This is a genomic window from Pseudomonas sp. LBUM1664 (genome assembly GCF_059695895.1).
Genome location: NZ_CP166791.1, coordinates 4,439,849 through 4,455,808 on the forward strand (window position 1 = coordinate 4,439,849; position 15,960 = coordinate 4,455,808).

At 56.2% G+C, this 15,960-nt stretch carries 18 protein-coding genes and 2 pseudogenes; 8 read left to right on the forward strand and 12 right to left on the reverse strand.

What is annotated here, in order from left to right; genetic code table 11:
- Positions 1–15: 15 nt before the first annotated feature.
- The 6 genes and pseudogenes from ACA047_RS20670 to ACA047_RS20695 form a co-directional block, all read right to left on the reverse strand.
- Positions 16–711, reverse strand: a complete 696-nt coding sequence (locus ACA047_RS20670; protein ID WP_497352460.1) for an HAD-IA family hydrolase — start codon at positions 709–711, stop codon at positions 16–18.
- 191 nt (positions 712–902) lie between these two features.
- A complete protein-coding gene (locus tag ACA047_RS20675) occupies positions 903–1,100 on the reverse strand; it encodes a hypothetical protein (protein WP_497352462.1) in 198 nt (65 codons plus the stop codon).
- A gap of 66 nt (positions 1,101–1,166) precedes the next feature.
- Entirely contained in the window at positions 1,167–1,340 is a 174-nt protein-coding gene (locus ACA047_RS20680) for a hypothetical protein (protein ID WP_497352464.1), read from the reverse strand.
- 151 nt (positions 1,341–1,491) lie between these two features.
- Positions 1,492–1,905 (reverse strand): glycine zipper domain-containing protein, encoded by a 414-nt coding sequence (locus tag ACA047_RS20685; RefSeq protein ID WP_497352466.1) that lies wholly within the window; start codon positions 1,903–1,905, stop codon positions 1,492–1,494.
- A 319-nt stretch (positions 1,906–2,224) separates the two neighbouring features.
- A complete protein-coding gene (locus ACA047_RS20690; RefSeq protein WP_497352468.1) occupies positions 2,225–2,476 on the reverse strand; it encodes a hypothetical protein in 252 nt (83 codons plus the stop codon).
- Between the two features lie 96 nt (positions 2,477–2,572).
- A pseudogene (locus tag ACA047_RS20695) lies at positions 2,573–4,762 on the reverse strand (response regulator).
- A 474-nt stretch (positions 4,763–5,236) separates the two neighbouring features.
- On the opposite strand from ACA047_RS20695, the gene ACA047_RS20700 reads away from it, so the two are divergent.
- From ACA047_RS20700 to ACA047_RS20710, 3 genes are all read left to right on the forward strand, one after another.
- Positions 5,237–5,455, forward strand: a complete 219-nt coding sequence (locus tag ACA047_RS20700) for a short-chain dehydrogenase (protein WP_497360466.1) — start codon at positions 5,237–5,239, stop codon at positions 5,453–5,455.
- A 203-nt stretch (positions 5,456–5,658) separates the two neighbouring features.
- Positions 5,659–5,919 (forward strand): hypothetical protein, encoded by a 261-nt coding sequence (locus ACA047_RS20705; protein ID WP_497352470.1) that lies wholly within the window; start codon positions 5,659–5,661, stop codon positions 5,917–5,919.
- Positions 5,916–6,680: a Fic family protein gene (locus ACA047_RS20710; RefSeq protein WP_497352472.1), complete on the forward strand. Its 765-nt coding sequence runs from the start codon at positions 5,916–5,918 to the stop codon at positions 6,678–6,680. The genes ACA047_RS20705 and ACA047_RS20710 overlap by 4 nt, the downstream gene beginning before the upstream one ends.
- 32 nt (positions 6,681–6,712) lie before the next feature.
- Here ACA047_RS20710 and ACA047_RS20715 read toward each other — a convergent pair whose 3' ends face one another.
- Entirely contained in the window at positions 6,713–7,201 is a 489-nt protein-coding gene (locus ACA047_RS20715) for a GNAT family N-acetyltransferase (RefSeq protein ID WP_497352474.1), read from the reverse strand.
- Between the two features lie 183 nt (positions 7,202–7,384).
- Here ACA047_RS20715 and ACA047_RS20720 point away from each other — a divergent pair, with 183 nt between their 5' ends.
- Positions 7,385–8,101 carry an SAM-dependent methyltransferase gene (locus ACA047_RS20720; RefSeq protein WP_497352476.1) on the forward strand — a complete coding sequence of 239 codons (717 nt, stop codon included), beginning with the start codon at positions 7,385–7,387 and terminating at the stop codon, positions 8,099–8,101.
- 92 nt (positions 8,102–8,193) lie between these two features.
- Entirely contained in the window at positions 8,194–9,063 is an 870-nt protein-coding gene (locus ACA047_RS20725; protein ID WP_497352478.1) for an AraC family transcriptional regulator, read from the forward strand.
- Between the two features lie 350 nt (positions 9,064–9,413).
- On the opposite strand, the gene ACA047_RS20730 is transcribed toward ACA047_RS20725, so the two are convergent.
- Positions 9,414–10,022 (reverse strand): LysE family translocator, encoded by a 609-nt coding sequence (locus tag ACA047_RS20730; protein ID WP_497360468.1) that lies wholly within the window; start codon positions 10,020–10,022, stop codon positions 9,414–9,416.
- A gap of 112 nt (positions 10,023–10,134) precedes the next feature.
- Between ACA047_RS20730 and ACA047_RS20735 the strand changes: the two genes are divergently transcribed.
- Together ACA047_RS20735 and ACA047_RS20740 are read left to right on the forward strand one after the other, a co-directional pair.
- Positions 10,135–10,998, forward strand: a complete 864-nt coding sequence (locus tag ACA047_RS20735) for a LysR family transcriptional regulator (RefSeq protein ID WP_497352480.1) — start codon at positions 10,135–10,137, stop codon at positions 10,996–10,998.
- 42 nt (positions 10,999–11,040) lie between these two features.
- A pseudogene (locus ACA047_RS20740) lies at positions 11,041–11,168 on the forward strand (NIPSNAP family protein); the annotation flags it as partial.
- A 65-nt stretch (positions 11,169–11,233) separates the two neighbouring features.
- On the opposite strand, the gene ACA047_RS20745 reads toward ACA047_RS20740, so the two are convergent.
- Positions 11,234–12,286, reverse strand: coding sequence for a Gfo/Idh/MocA family protein (locus ACA047_RS20745; protein WP_497352482.1), 1,053 nt, complete (start codon positions 12,284–12,286; stop codon positions 11,234–11,236).
- A 109-nt stretch (positions 12,287–12,395) separates the two neighbouring features.
- On the opposite strand from ACA047_RS20745, the gene ACA047_RS20750 reads away from it, so the two are divergent.
- Positions 12,396–13,337 carry a LysR substrate-binding domain-containing protein gene (locus ACA047_RS20750; protein ID WP_497352484.1) on the forward strand — a complete coding sequence of 314 codons (942 nt, stop codon included), beginning with the start codon at positions 12,396–12,398 and terminating at the stop codon, positions 13,335–13,337.
- 7 nt (positions 13,338–13,344) lie between these two features.
- On the opposite strand, the gene dapF is transcribed toward ACA047_RS20750, so the two are convergent.
- From dapF to ACA047_RS20765, 3 genes are all read right to left on the reverse strand, one after another.
- The gene (dapF, locus tag ACA047_RS20755; RefSeq protein WP_497352486.1) at positions 13,345–14,166 is read right to left on the reverse strand and encodes a diaminopimelate epimerase; all 822 of its coding nucleotides are present in this window, start codon (positions 14,164–14,166) and stop codon (positions 13,345–13,347) included.
- A gap of 52 nt (positions 14,167–14,218) precedes the next feature.
- A complete protein-coding gene (locus ACA047_RS20760; RefSeq protein WP_497352488.1) occupies positions 14,219–14,797 on the reverse strand; it encodes a GNAT family N-acetyltransferase in 579 nt (192 codons plus the stop codon).
- 194 nt (positions 14,798–14,991) lie between these two features.
- Positions 14,992–15,900 (reverse strand): LysR substrate-binding domain-containing protein, encoded by a 909-nt coding sequence (locus ACA047_RS20765; protein ID WP_497352490.1) that lies wholly within the window; start codon positions 15,898–15,900, stop codon positions 14,992–14,994.
- Positions 15,901–15,960 lie beyond the last annotated feature (60 nt).

The following is a 15,960-nucleotide window of genomic DNA, read 5'->3' on the forward strand; positions in this document are numbered from 1 at the left end:
TTGTGTCGGCAGGCCTCAGGCCCAGTCCAGTTCCGGCAAACCGCAAAGGCTTGGCTGGAACATCTTCAACGAACGGATGATCGCGTCGGCATGGGCATATTTTTCGTCAGCCATGGCCGAATCGGGAATGGCAATAGCGGTCATGCCCGCCGCTTTGGCTGCCGTCACGCCGAACGGTGAATCCTCGAATACCAGGCAGTCGCGAGGATCAACGCTCAGTCGGCGTGCCGCGGTGAGGAAGATATCCGGTGCCGGTTTCGCCGCGCCCACTTCGGGATCGTCCGCCGTCACGATGAAGTCGAACAGTGCGAACCAATCCCGGTGCAAGGTGGTTTTGAGCGCGAATGACTGACTCGACGAACTGGTACCCACCGCTATCGGAATGCCGCTGGCCTTCAGGTGCCGCACCAGCTCCTCGGCGCCCGGCATCGCCAGTGCGTGGGGAAAGCGCTCGCTCATCAACGGTTCGCGAATGACCAGGAACTCCTCCGGCGTGATCGGCAATTCCAGCGCCTGAACCACATAACGGGCCAGATCCTCAGCGCCGCGACCAATGATGTTCTGCTTGACGCTCCAGTCGAACGTGCGCCCGTAGCGTTCGGCGATGATGGACGTGACCTCGGTGTAAATGCCCTCGGTGTCCAGCAGCAGCCCATCCATGTCAAAAATCACAGCCTTGATCGGGCCAAACTCTTTCAGCGGTGCATTCATCGCATCTGATCCGTTATCAACACAACATTCCAGGGATGGCTCAGGTGCGGCCAGGGCAACGTGTTCGCCTTAAAGGATTCAGCAGAATAACGAGGGGGGCTTGGGGCAGGCAACGGGAAATTTTCGCCACTCGTGGCGAGGGAGTTCCCCGCCACAAAAGATCACTGCGAATCAACAGGCGGCGCTGGCGATCAGCTCGGCTCGCCAGAAGCATCGTTACCAGCAATATCCGGGTCATCCGGCATCACCTCGACCTCTTCATCCGCGCTCGGTGATTGCTCTTCAGCCTCGTCGTCAGGCGGGCGCTGATCGCGGCTCAGGGAATCGGTTGGCGATGGCAGCGGGTATTCCGGGGTTTCATCGTCGGGAACTTGCGAATCGGCAGTCATAACAACCTCCTGATGACGGGACAACACGTCATGTAATTTTTAAACGCGGGACGGTCAGCCAAGGCCTCAATCGTAGGACTCGTCCTCAAGCTCAGCGTCTTCAGCCTCAATCAACGGAACCTGGGCGTCATCCATCAGGGAGCCGGGGTCTTCATTGCCTGGGTCATTGAGGCCTGGATCATTGACGAAAGGCACGCCCGACGGGCCTTTCTCTTCCTTGCCTTCGGTTTCCGGCGTCATGGCACACCTCGCAATTGCTAATGGATGTATGAATTCGAGGCGGGGGGACGGCAATCGTTCCGGATAAATAAGGGTATGAGCAGGTCATCCGAGACCACCAGGCAATAAAAAACCCGGCGCAAGGCCGGGTCTTTTTCATCCAAGCATCCGCTTAACGATGCTTTTTCTTCTTGTGCTTGTACTTCTTGCCGCCGGAATGGCCATCATCATCTTTGGACAGATTGCTGCCCAGCGCGCCGCCAGCCGCACCACCAAGGCCTGCACCGATAGTGGAGCCGGTGGAACCGCCCAATTTATTGCCGACGATCGAACCACCGGCCGAACCCAGACCGCCACCAATCGCTGCTTCCGTACGGCTGCCCTTGCGAGCCCCTACCGCACTGCCGGCTGCACCACCGACACCTGCACCAATTGCAGCGCCTGTGCTGCCGCCCATTTGCTGGCCGACCACATTACCCAACGCACCGCCTAGGCCACCACCGACCGCAGCGGTACCGTCGCCAGCAGCCATCGCGCCTTGGGCAACCAAAAGCCCAAGCACCAAGGTGGATAAAGTCAAACGCATGATAAAAACCTCAAGAGTGCCGCATCGGGGGGGAGATGGCCGGTGCGCGCGAGCGCTCAGTTTACGCCAAGCAGCGTCAGCCATGACGATTGGACAACAAACGGAGGTGTAATTTTTGTGACAGGCAAAAAAAAGCCCGCTGGGGAAACGGGCAGGTACTGCTTTCTAACGGATGAGCTCAGACTACGTGCCTGCTTGTGAAAGAAACGTGAAAGAAATCGTCAGTAGGAAAAAGATGAAAAATATTTAGGAGACATCCGGTTTTCCTGGGGAAATCGCCTAAAAAAAGCCCCGTTCAGTGACGGGGCTGCGCTTGCTGTTATTTCCTGACCGGGACTCTGGGCAAAAACTTGGCTTTTTCCCCCCGCGGTACCTTGGTCACCTTCGTCTTGATGGACCTGATCGGCTCGTCGCCAAAGTCTGACCGATAGGCCGATTGACCACACTGCAACCCTTCATTGATCGGATATGCAGCTGCGTATTCCTCGCTGTACGGTGGTTCCATCGCCGTTCTCCTTTCGTCGAAGCCCATACCGGCAACAACCAATTGCCTGAAAATATCGACCTTCACGATTTTTCAGACTAGCCGGTCATCAACAGACCGACTATTCAGGAACGTGCTTGACCGACGAATGGATCAACTCTGTTACAAAACCGACAACGTTATTCAATCAGTTTCCAACATCGAGCGGCTTAAAACCCGGGAGACCTGGTCGGCCGAGTAAGGTTTGGACAAAAACTCAAAACCTTCATGACCACTGTGGGCCAGCTCCTCGCTATAACCGGACGTCAGGACCACCGGCAAGTCCTTGCGGCGCTGGCGCAACGCTTTGGCCAAGGCAATGCCGCTGATGCCCGGCATGACAACGTCGGAGAATATCGCGTCGAACGCCATCGCATCCGGGCCGACCATCTCCAGCGCCTCTTCGGCGTTGGTTGCCCAGGCCGTTTCGTATCCCAAGTCCTGCAGGATCTGATTGGCAAAACGTCCCACTTCCAGGTTGTCTTCCACGATCAACACCCGACGCTTGCCCTTTTCCAGCACCAGGTGCGTGGTTTCTTCCTTGCTGGGTTCGGAGATCCCCTCAGACTCCACCTTCGGAAGGTACAAAGTAAACACCGTACCCTCGCCCACAACTGTCGAAACATCGACGTTGCCGCCGGACTGCTTGGCAAAGCCGAACACCTGGGACAAGCCCAGCCCCGTGCCCTTGCCCACTTCCTTGGTGGTGAAGAAGGGTTCGAAGATGTGCTCAAGTACTTCAGACGTAATACCGGTGCCGGTGTCCGCCAGGGCAATGGCGGCAAAGGACTGCCCAGCCCCGGCGTGACCGCGAATCGGCGGCATGCCGTCACCGCAATTGAGCCGAAGCCACAGCGTACCCTGCCCGTTCATGGCATCCCGGGCATTCAGGGCCATGTTGATCAGGGCCGTTTCAAACTGGCTCAAATCAGCCCGGATGTAACAAGGCCGGTCGCCCAACTCGACAACGACTTGAATTCGCGCGCCTGTGACCGTTTGCAACATGTCCCCCAGGCTCTGTACCTGCTTGCCCACATCGATGACTTGCGGTTTCAAGGGCTGGCGCCGGGCAAACGCGAGCAACTGGCTGGTTAGCTTGGCGGCGCGATCCACCGTCTCGGAAACTGCCGTCATATAGCGGTGCCGGCGCTCTTCAGACAGATTTGGCATGCGCAGGAAGTCGACAGAGGAGCGGATGATCGTCAGCAGGTTGTTGAAGTCATGGGCCACGCCGCCGGTGAGCTGGCCGATGGCTTCGAGTTTTTGCGACTAGCGAAGCGCCGCTTCAGTCTGCTTCAGGCGCGTGGTGCGTTCCTCGACCCGTTCCTCCAGCGTCGCGTTCAGTTCAGCCAGGGCCGCCAGGCCTTCACGCACGGCAGCGTCCGCCCGGGCACGCTCGATGTGGGCCCAGGATCGCCCCGTGACTTCCATCAGCAGCGCCAGGTCGTTGGATGACCAGACCCGGGGCGTTTTATCGTGGATAGCCATCAATGCGGTCAGACGCCCGCCCTTGATCAGCGGGACGCAAATGGTGGCAGCGATGCCGATCGACTGGAACGTCGCCGCTTCGTCCGGCGCCAGCTCCTTCAGATTGTCGTTGACCACCAGTGGCTTGCCGGCCCGAAGATTGGCGACCGCCAGTCGACCGAAATCAGCCAACCGATAATGCCCGACAATATGCGGCGAGCCCGCCCTGGCCCAATCACCGCGAATGGTGAAGCCATCCTCGTCCTCATCCATGTCCGCGTAGGCACAGTTGGACAGGTTCAGGTGCGCCGCCAGAATCCGCGTGGTGGTCGCCATGATGGTCTGCGAGTCGGTGGCGTTCGCCACGGCGTTGCCGATGGCATCAAGCAGGGCCAGGCGCTGGGTCATGAACACCGTCGAGGTGGTCTCGGTGACCGTATCCAGCATGCCCACGACCTTGCCGAACTGGTCCCGAATGGGGCTGTAGCAGAACGTGAAATAGGCCTGTTCAAGGCCACCGCCGCGTTCAATAACAAGAGGGAAGTTTTCTATATAGGTCGCTTGTCCGTCGAAGGCTTCCCGCACAATCGGGCCGATCTCGCTCCAGACCTCCCGCCACACCTCATCGAACCGTCGGCCCAGCGCTTCGGGCTTATTGCCGAGGATGGTCACAAATGCATCGTTGTACAACGTGATCATGGCCGGCCCCCACACGATAGCCTGGGGGAAATGGGAGGCAAGGCTCAGCGCCACAGTCGTCTTCAACACATCGGGCCACTGTTTCGACGGTCCGAGCGGCGTGTCGTCCCAATTATGGCGGCGCACCCGTTCGGCCATTTCTCCGTAGCTCTGCAGCCAATCCGTCATTGCGTTCGATCCTTCTCTGCCGCCAATACCATCGAGGGGAAGCGCTTGTGACCTCAAGCCGGCCCGTATTATCCCGCGTCGGGTGGGAATGCGCGATTGGATTGTGGGACGCGTGGCGCTGTAAATGGAGGCTTAGTGGCGAAAATGGGGGGTGGGGCTACGGCGATGTCCTACGTATCGTTGGGAATCCCCTTTCCTATCAATCCCTTGCGTATTTTTTGCTGTGGCGTCTATAGTCTTGGCGTCGCCCAGATGGCGACCGGGTTTGGCGACTCGATTGACACAAGTGCAACGGTGCTTTCTGCTGTGGCAGCAGCACCCTTGTGCTCACGAAACTGCTTTTATGGCAGCTGTGCGCGGGAGACCTTCGGGTCTGCCGGCTCCTTGTGTCTCCGGTTCGCCAACCTGCGTACAGCTGTCACCCTTCGTTTGGCGACGAAGCGTGACAGTTCATTCATGACACAAGGAATTGATATGAACCGATATATGAACCTTACCAGCAACGCCGACGACCAACCCCTTTACGTCGACACCACCGCCCCGCTACACGTCTTGCGCGATGGGCAGACTGTCGACCCCGCAGCCCTTCAAGATTTAGCGCAGCTTTGCTGCATCCCGCTGCGTGATGGTTGCGACGTGATGGATGTGATCGCACGACGACTGGACGCGGCGCCGGCAGGATCCACTTTATAAGCCCGACCGTACCGCGACATTTTAAAACGCCAGAAACCACAAAACCCCTGATTCAACACGAATCAGGGGCTTTCATTTACAACCAGTCAACCGCGATACTGGCGCCACTCAATACGGTGAATTACGGGATCTTTGCCCATAAGCCAGTGAAGACAGAAAAACATCTCCATGCTATGGTTTGGCTGTTAGTAGAGGACTTTCCAATGACCCAAACAGCTACTGATAGCGTCGCGACTCAGGTCCGCAGGCTTGCTAAAGCCCACAATGTCACGGCGGAACTTGACGGCATGAGTCGCATGGCCGTGACCATCACCCGTCTGGCTGGCGATATCGTCGAGCTGGATAGCGTCGAACAGCTGCTAGTCAATCTCAAGAGAAAAGGCATTCTGAGCAAGTCTGAGATCCTGACGCTCCAGGGTGAGTACCTTCAGGAGAAAAGACGCTCCAAGAAACGTAGCGCATGAGTTTTGATCCGTTCGGTGATTTCGAAACCGCAGGATATCTTCAAAACTCCCTACGGCTTAAAGATCCCATTGAAGTAAAAGAGTCCGAGCATCTTTCCTTCGAGGCAAGTATCGAAGATGCGCTTGCCTGCCTGGCGAAGAGAAAGCCCATCACCTTCCAGACGGTGCTCAAAGTTCACAAGATTCTATTTTCGGGCTTTTATCACTGGGCAGGGAAAGATCGGAACGAACTTGTTCCTCATTTGGCCGTCTTCAAAGGTTCGCACGGCGATCCCCGCAATACCGCTTTCGAGCGCCCGGACCTCATCAAGAGGTCTGTCGACTATGCGCTTAAACTGGCGGCCGATAAGAAGCGCTTCAAAGAGCATCCAGGCGAAGTGATAGGTCAACTGGCTTTCGCACACCCCTTTCTTGATGGCAATGGGCGCACGATTCTATTGATCTTCATGGAGCTCTGCTATCGGGCCAAGTTCGCTATTGATTGGTCAAAAACAAGCAAGGACAATTACCTGCGGGCACTCAGCGACGAAATCCGTGAGCCTGGCCAAGGGCATCTCGATAACTACCTGAAACCGTTCATAGTAGCCATATCCAGCCGCGACGAGTGGCCGGAAACCATCAGTGGCATCCGAGGCCTAGATGGTCTGGACAAGGAAGACATCACGTACGAGAGCCTGGACAACCCAGAAGTCCAGCAGATTTATAAGACATACAGGGTAAAGTCACTCGGCGCTGAAGCGTCTCCTGAATCGGATGACTGAAAAGCAAGCTCAATCGCCTGATCAGGTGAGTACTATAGTAGGCTCACTCTGCTGCGCGTCATATGGATGAGCGCTGCTCTTCGACTATCCGGAGCAACTCGCTCTTCGATGGCAAAGGGCAAGAAGCCCAGTTTTGGATAAAGCAGCAAGCCTGCGGTATTTTCATTGAAGCAAGAGATATGCACCTCAGTGGCGTCATGGCGGTCGAACGCCAATGCAGTCATCGTCTCCACAATGAAGGTCGCCACGCCTTTACCTCGTGCCTCATGAGCAACCACGACATTGCCGATACAGCAAACCCCACCCGTTTCAGCCCGATAAAAGTTCGCAAAGCCGACGACGTTATTCCCGATTTCGAAAACCGTCGAGTCGAATCGTTGGGCAATAGCGTCAGACAACTGAGCCTCAGTCAGAGGGTAGTGAGCTTTCGGGAACATATAAAACAGTTCCCGAGCATCGAGAGGAAAGCTACAGATGGTTTTAATGTCACCCGCCTTCACTGGCCTGTGTCGCAATATCATCGCGCGTCCTTGAGAGCTGTGCGTCCGGCATTCTAGCTCATCTGGATTTGCTCAAATACCGTATATCGAAACCTTCCGCGACGTGAATTAATTATTCCCGATAGGAATGCATCTTATAAAATTAATGAATTTTTATTATTGCACCAGGTGGCGTAGGTTGATTCAAGGACATGGAGAACAGCCTTGAAATCATCCCCTCTGGAAGCCGTTGAAAAATTCGACACCTCTCGGGCCAATGAATATGGACGACAGAGCCGTATCGCATTGGCAGGGTATGACGCCTGCCACGATCTTGCCGCGTGTATGTTGGCGGCAAGCCTGGGTCATACAAACTCCGCGAGAATATTGGCCGTCGGCGCTGGCGGTACCGCCCAAGAGATCATTGCGATGGCCGCGTTGGAGCCGGGTTGGCATTTCACTGCCATAGATCCTTCTGAGCCCATGCTGGAGGCGGCGACACAACAGTTGAAAGCCAACAAGTTACTCGACCGAACGGATATACGCCTGGGGCAAGTCGACGACCTGCCTGAAGACGAGTTATACGACGCAGCCACCTTGATTGGCGTGCTCCACCATCTGGAGGGAGATGACGCCAAGCGCAAAATTCTTCAATCCATCCGGACTCGTCTAAAGCCGGGGGCACCGTTGATTGTGGCAGGCAATCAGTATGCCTATGCCAGCCAACCGTTGTTGCTGGATGCCTGGGGACAACGGTGGCGGCAGCACGGCGCCACCGCGGATGAGGTGAAAGCCAAGTTAGGGAAAATCCTTCAAGGCGCTGACCCGCCACACTCCGAGGCTGCGGTTCAACAACTGTTGCATGACGCTGGATTCGCAGACGCTACTCGTTTCTTTAGTAGTCTGTTTTGGGGGGCCTGGCTGACCCGTAGGCGTATTTAAAACGGAACCGATAGACGAGCAAACGCGGCTAGGCACGCTCACGCCGATATAGTCGACTCTATTGCCGACCGTACTTCCAAGAGTCCTTCCCAGTGTCTGACATGCCGACTAACTTCGCTTACACAAAACGCTTCAACGCCGTACTCGCCTACATTGATGCCCATCTCGAAGGTGACCTGTCGGTGAAGACGTTGAGCCATGTGGCGAACTTTTCGGCGTTTCACTTCCATCGACAATTCACTGCGTTCGTAGGCGTGCCTGTCTCACGTTATGTGCAACTGATGCGATTACGACGCGCGGCACATTGCCTGGCCGCCTTCGCTGATCACTCGGTACTGGACGCCGCACTCGGTGCCGGCTTTGAAAGCCCCGAGGCATTCTGCAGGGCGTTCAGGCGGGCCTTCGGTATGACGCCAAGTGCGTTCAGGAAGGGGCCGAACTGGCAGGTCTGGAATGCGGTATTCGCAATCCCTCACTTTTCCAGGACTATCATCATGCAAGTACGAATCGTGGAATTCCCTGAAGTCAGGGTGGCGGTGCTTGAGCACCGCGGACCCACCGGGCTCGTCAATGAGAGCGTGCGCAGGTTCATCGAGTGGCGCATGCAGAGCAGGCAGTCACCGGTGGCATCGAGTCGCACCTTTGGCATTCCCTATGGCAACCCCGATACGACACCTCCACACGCATTCCGCTTCGCAATCTGCGGCGAGATTCATGAGGCCGTGGCGCCAAATGAGTTCGGCGTGCACGAGATCGTCATTCCTGGTGGTCGCTGCGTCGTGGTGCGACACGTGGGGTCACCGGATCACATCGGCGAAACGATCTATCCGATTTACCGCGATTGGCTTCCTGCCAGTGGCGAGGAACTTCGTGATCAGCCGCTGTTCTTCCATTACCTGAGTGTCTATCCCGAGACACCGCAGGATCAATGGCAAACTGATGTGTATGTTCCGCTGCAATAGCGGAATCACAGTGCTGTAGTCCCTGCCATTAGCCCCCGCCTGATGTAACAACACAGAATTTGCCCATAAGGCTTACCTCCGTTCGGTCACCACCAAGTTGGAAGAGAGGCCCCTCTCTTCCAGTCAGCTACGAACAGTTACGAGCTCGATTTTTTTGCTGCAATAGCGAAACCTGTCTGCTCGCTGAACACAGGTGTGATTGTTCTATCTGCATGTGGCAAACGGAAGCCAGTTGGCCGAACAGGCGCTGCACTCGATTGGCGGCTTTTACGAAGTGCACCGATCATCAAACGCTGCCTGAATGGATGTTGACCCAGCGAGATTTGGTGCCAAGTGGAGTAGTCGTGCCTTCAGGTATGGATGGGTAGGGCCAACCCAAAAAGTACAAAAAAACCACCACAGACTTTATTGAATCGGCGCCCAGTTCGAGCTAACCAGGGTCTGACCCGGTGCGCTGCGCTGGCCACTATATATTCAACGACGAACTCCACGACTGCGTAGGTCAGCGCGACGGCGGTCGTCTGCGCGATGATGCTCCTGTGCGGATCCAGGAATGGTGGAATAAAGGCGGTGAATAGCAGCAATGCTTTGGGGTTTGAAATGGCCGAGACCAGCCCTTGGCGGAACAGCGACCAACGTTGGAAGCGTGTAGTACCGGTCGTATCAAGACTGACGGGGGCAGACCGCCACAGCCCGAAGCCCAACCAGATCAGGTATAGCCCGCCGACAACCTTCAATGCTGTGAACCAGGTGGCCGACGCTTGGATCAGTGCACCCAATCCCAAAGCGCAAAGCGAAAGCACGATTGCAAAGCCGAGCACGCCGCCCGTGATAGTGAACAGCGTTTTCCGACTCCCGTGAATTGCTCCATGGGTAAGCACCAATAACGCATTGGGCCCTGGCACTACCGCTATGCCGCAGCAGGTAAACAGATAGAGCAACCAGGTCTCAAATGGCATGATCAGATCCAGTATGTGTTGATTCAGGCCAGCATCTTGCGGGTGAACAACTACCATGAAAAGCGCATAATTCACGTCGTAGCCATTCGATTAACGAATAGAGGTAACAGCGATGGCTGGCAGCGATTTGCAGATCGATTGGCTCAAGTGCTTCGTGGCAGTGGTGGATGCAGGTTCGCTATCTGGCGCAGCCCACGAGGTAAACAGATCGCAGTCCGCCGTCAGCATGCAGATGAAGAAACTGGAGGCCGCGCTTGGAAGGCAGTTATTAAATCGTGGTCCGAGGCACCTTCAACTGACCGCTGACGGCCAGACACTGCTGAGCTACGCCCGTCGCATGCTCGCACTTCACGCTGAGACCCAAGCGGCTTTTCACGGTGAAGAGTTAACCGGACGAATCCGCCTTGGCGTCGCGGAGGACTACGCGGCAAGGTATCTCACGCCGGTTCTGAAGCGTTTTTCGCCGCGCTACGCAGGCGTGGAAATAGAACTGACCTGTGAACAGTCGACCACGCTTATCCCGCGTGTGCGAAGCGGCGATCTTGATCTTGCGCTGGTGTCCAGGGACTCGCCTCAAAGCGGTACATTTCTCTTCAAAGAACCCATGGTTTGGGTTGGCTCACCCCAGTTCGAACTGTGGAGGCGAGACCCGGTGCCTATCGCAGTCTACGAAAGTGAAAGCCTGGCTCGGCGTTATGCAGTGAACTCGCTGACCCAACAGGGACGCCAATTCAAGGTGGTATACAACAGCTCCAGCCTTGCTGGCCAGGTGGCCGCAGTTGAGGGTGGGCTCGCTATTGCCGCGATCACTCAGTGCAGCGTGCAAGCATCGCTTCACATCTTAAGTAGCGAGCACGGCTTAGGAAACATTGAACCTATGGAAGTTTCGATTCTACGCAGTCGAGCCTCTCGCGGGTCTAAAGCGGTCAATAGCCTTCATGCTTTCATCATCAGCGCGCTAAGACTTCAGGTGTAGCCGGGAGCAAGTCCCTCGCCACAATGAATCACACCAGCCTTAAGAATGGACGAAAAACACCATGGCTATTTTCTACCTGCCGAAGGCGCCAACAACATCGCTTACTGCCTGGGGAGCAAAGATTCATCCTGAGCTATGAACGTAGTTTCCTGCGCCCTGTTCTTGATTGAGTTGACCGAATTCGCGCGAAAGGCTCCCCCAAGAGGAAATCCCGCTCACCTTCGAAAGGTGTGGATCAGATACGGTCTGTGCAGACAATCGTTCCGCTTTTCGCCGCTTCAGCGATGGCTTCGGTGATGATCAGATTTCTCAGGCCGTCCTGCACGGTAACCAGGGGCTCTTCAAGCCCTCGAATGACCTGGCAGAAATGCTCAAGCTGAATCTCCAGCGGGTCCCGACGTTCAACCTCGGCAGTCGCCTCTTGGAAAGGCTTGAACCAGGAGCGGTCTTCAACCCCTGCGTAATATTTGAGCCGCATGGTCGGCACTGAAAGTGACCCGTTTTTTCCGCTGATGACGTAGCAATCTTCATCGTCGTAAGCGGGATAGCTGGCGTTCTCCCGGGACGTTTGCTCCCAGCTGCGCGCGCAACCTGCAGAGTCCGATAGAAGGAACGAGCCCAAAGCTCCGTTTTCAAAACGCAGGCCAATGCACACAGTGTCTTCGACAGGAAAGCCGCGCGCGGTACTCGATTGCATGGCCTGGACCGCAACGATTTCGCCGCACAGGGAGCGCAAGTTGCCAATCTCGTGAATCATGTTGATCAGGATGGGACCACCACCCTCCTGGCGGCGCCATACGGCGGCATCGAAATACTCATCCGGCTTGTAGAACATGGCGCTGCCTTGCACGGCGACAATATCGCCGAGCACGCCTTCGCTGATTATCTCGCGCGCCTTGGCGAGGACAGGACTGTGTGCTCGATGGTGTCCCACCAGCAAACGCGCGCCCCTTGATGTTGAAGCGTCAAGCAGACGCTTGCCTTGCGCGACACTATGGGCAACAGGTTTTTCGATCAAAGCCGCCACGTCGGCGTCGATACACTGCAACGCCTGGGCAACATGCAGCGCGTTGGGAGTGGCAAGTATCACGCCGTCCGGTTTTATTTCGTTGAAAAGCGATGCCAGATCAGCGTATTGAGGAACGCCAAGGGATGTCAGGTAGTCGGCCGGGATCGTCATCGGATCGACGACCGCAACCAGTTCGCAAGACAGACTCGCTTGCACGAGTTCGATGTGGCGGCGACCGATCTGGCCAACACCGGCCACGGCAATTCTAATTTTGGACATGGTCTGATCTTCACAGGTTTATTGTGGTGTTTCCGATGAGCATCCCTGCCTTGTCAGATACTGCTAGGATCCAGATTACTATCCCCTCCACAGACCATAATCGACTCAAATGGAATATCAGAATTCTCCACTACTGAATAATGATCCCTTCCTGCGGGATCTTCTGCTCTTCACAACAATTGCCCGGCGTTCGAGCTTCGTAAGCGCCGGCGCTGATTTGGGTATCTCGCCAGCTCACGTCAGTAAACGGGTCGCGACACTTGAGGAAAGCCTCAACTGTAAGCTTTTCAACCGGACGACTCGCCGGGTCACCATTACCCGTGAAGGCGAGACAATGCTGATCTGGGCGAAACAGATTCTAGAAAATGTGCATGGCATGCTGGAGACGTCCCACGGTGACAGAGTGGAACCCAGAGGCCTGTTGAGGATCAGCACCAGTCAACGATTGGGCCGTTTCCATATAGCCCCCGTTCTTGCGTTACTGCGCAAACGATACCCAAAACTTGAAGTCTGGCTCGAGGTGATGGACAGGCGCACGGACCTGGCGGGTGAGCAGTTCGATATTGATATTCGGGTTGGCGATGTGACAGAGCAGAATTTGATTGCCCACAAAATCGCCAGCAGTCAGAGAATTCTGTGTGCTGCCCCAAGCTATTTGGCCGAGCGCGGTGACCCTGCTTCGTTAGCAGACCTGGCCCACCACGACTGCCTGCTATTTCGCGACAGGGACAGCAGTTTTGGCCTATGGCGGCTTGAAGGTCCGAATGGAATGGAAACCGCGAAAGTGACGGGGCCTCTGGCTTCGAACCACAGCGGTATCGTGCGTGAATGGGCGCATGACGGTTTGGGAATCATCATGGCCTCCATGTGGGACGTCGCCCCCAGTTTCGAGGAGGGCAAACTCACGCGCCTGTTACCTGCCTACTGCCAACCTGCCGATGTCTCGGCTGTCACTACGGTGCGAGCATCCCAGTCCGAAAAAATCAAAGTGTGCCTCGAGTTTCTAAGTGAACAATTGACTACAGGCCCTTATGCCCTCAGACGGATATGAAGGTTTATCACGACACCTCGGCTAATAAACTATCCGCAATCGTTCCCGAAAACGTTGTCTGCACCGGCCCGGTGAGAAAGACCGGCCCCACGCCATCCCATTGAACCGTTACGCTTCCACCATCACATTCAACCTCAACGCAACTGTCTAACAAGCCACGACGAATTCCGTTAACAGCGGCGCCGCAAGAGCAGGAACCTGAACCGAGGGCAATGCCGGCCCCGCGCTCCCAAATGCGCAACCGAATGTGCTTGCGATTAATGATCTGGACGAAATGGACGTTGGTCTTGAGTGGAAACAGGGCGTTGGTTTCAATGACCGGTCCGATTGCCGAGATATCAACGGCTGCCAGATCATCCACAAAATAAGTGCAGTGCGGATTGCCCATGCTGCAAGCTATTGGGTCGCCTGCCAATGGCAAAACAGCGGTGTCCAGTTCGCGCGCCAAGGGAATGTCCGACCAGCTAAACAGCGGCACGCCCATGCTGACAGAAATGGCGCCGGTTGACGTTCGCTCGCAAGTGAGCAGGCCACGGTTGGTTCGCAGCAAGACCGACGTAACGTTTGCTTCGCCCATGAGCCTATCCGCAGCGCCCCGCGTCGCGCTGCCACACACATCCAGCGTAGAGCCATCTGCATTCCAGAACATCAAGCGCGCGTCTGCATCATCGCAATCGAGCAGCACCGCGATTTGATTGAAGCCCACACCTCGGTTCCGATCACCCATTCGCCGAGCCATGGCACTGGTCAGAGGATTGGCCAAGTTTCGCGCGTCGACAATGACGAAGTCATCGCCATTGGCGTGCATTTTGTGAAAGCTCAGCGGCATAAACAGGTCCTGGTGACGAGTGGGGTGAATTGGCCTTTGAAGGCGATCTGGCTCATTTGAATTGCGCTCGATGCGCCCCTCGCGCAGCCCTTCTCTTAAACCAATCCTCACGCGTCATTTCCCATATTTCCTTAAGCAACGACCCGCAGACAAAATTGCCCTGCCGCGTTGCAATCATGCGCATGTCTTCGTGTTCCGAAATTTTTCGCGAAGCATGATTGCCCACTGCCTTGGGCACTTGCAGGGTCGGGCGCTCCAGCGTTTCGAACCAATAGGCGTTGATGACCTCGCAGGCTTCACGCATGTAGCCTTTTCCCTGCCATTGGGGCGCGAGCCAGAAGCCTCGGTTGTTCCCAGGCTGGTCGTACAGGCTGATGCTCCCGATGCTGTTTGCCGGATCTTCGCCGATGCGGATCATCCAATGCCATTCCCGCCCTGCGGCAATAGCGGGCAGTGCGTGGTCGCGAACGTAAGTCAGCGCGCCGTCATCCGGGTACGGCCACGGGACGCGGCTGTCGAGGTAACGCACCACTTCCCAGTGGGGAAATAGCCGTTGAATAGCCGGTGCGTCCGTCAGTTCGAGAGGCGTGATGATGAGGCGGCGGGTCTGGAACGTGGGGAGGATTTTCATAATGAAGATTCCTTTTCAAACGATATCGCGTCCTTCGGAAATACACAGACACTCTCGGTAGCGGGACGAATCCATTACCCTGATCGTCGCGATGCCAGCACGAGTTTTATAAAGGGTTCGATTGCTCGCTGCAATGCTTGTCAGTTCCCGACTGCATGGTGGGGAACGCAGGGTCGCGAACGTTAGTGAATCACTCAGCTCTCACTTCCCAACTCATCTTCAAGCCAATCAATCAGCGCGCGCACCTGCACCCGATCTTCCCCGCCCTGCCGTCTGAAAACAGACAGGGCATCCGGTAAAGGAACACTTTGCGCACAAGGTCTCACCAACGCCCCGCTTTCAATAAGCGTCTCTGCGGTTCGGCGCCACCCCAGTGCAACGCCATGCCCCTGGACCGCGGCCTGCAGCATCAAGGGGTAACTATCAAACACGCAGCCCTGAGAACAATCATGGGATGTCTGTCCAAACAGCTTTAGCCAGCCGTCCCACTGCATCCAGTGAGGTGGCGTGGTGCGATAGTGCAAAAGTGTGTGGGATTGAAGGTCACTGACTCGCAACGGCGTGCGGGTGCGCAGGTAATGCGGGCTGCACACCGGAAACACTTCATCCGCCGCGGTAAACGCCAAAACATGCGAGCCGCTGGGACGTCCGGTGCTTTGTAGCGCCACGTCAAAGTGATCATTGAACTCAGTCAGCGGCTTGGTGGAGGTGGCCACCTGGATCTCGATTTCCGGGTATCGCTGATGGAACGTTGAAAGGCGCGGCATCAGCCAGTAGAACGCCTCGCACAATTGACACAGTAAAACGACACGGTTTTTACCCGTCGATTGACGAAGGGTAACGGCACTGTCGCTGATACTTTGCAGCGCCGCACTCACCACGCGGCCCAACTCCCGGCCCTCTTGCGTCAGGAAGACTGCGCGGTTGCGGCGGTGGAAAAGCTTCAGTCCAAGATTGTCTTCAAGCCCCCGGATCTGGCGGCTGATCGCCGCTTGAGTGATGTGCAACTCATCGGCGGCTTTCGAAAAGCTTTCCAGCCGTGCCGCTGCTTCAAAAGGTAGCAAACTGGCAAGTGGCGGCAGTGATTTCCCAAGCGTATTCATAATCGGAGGTTATGCATCCAAGGTCGATAACTCGTTTGTAGCATAGCGCTGACGCCGGGC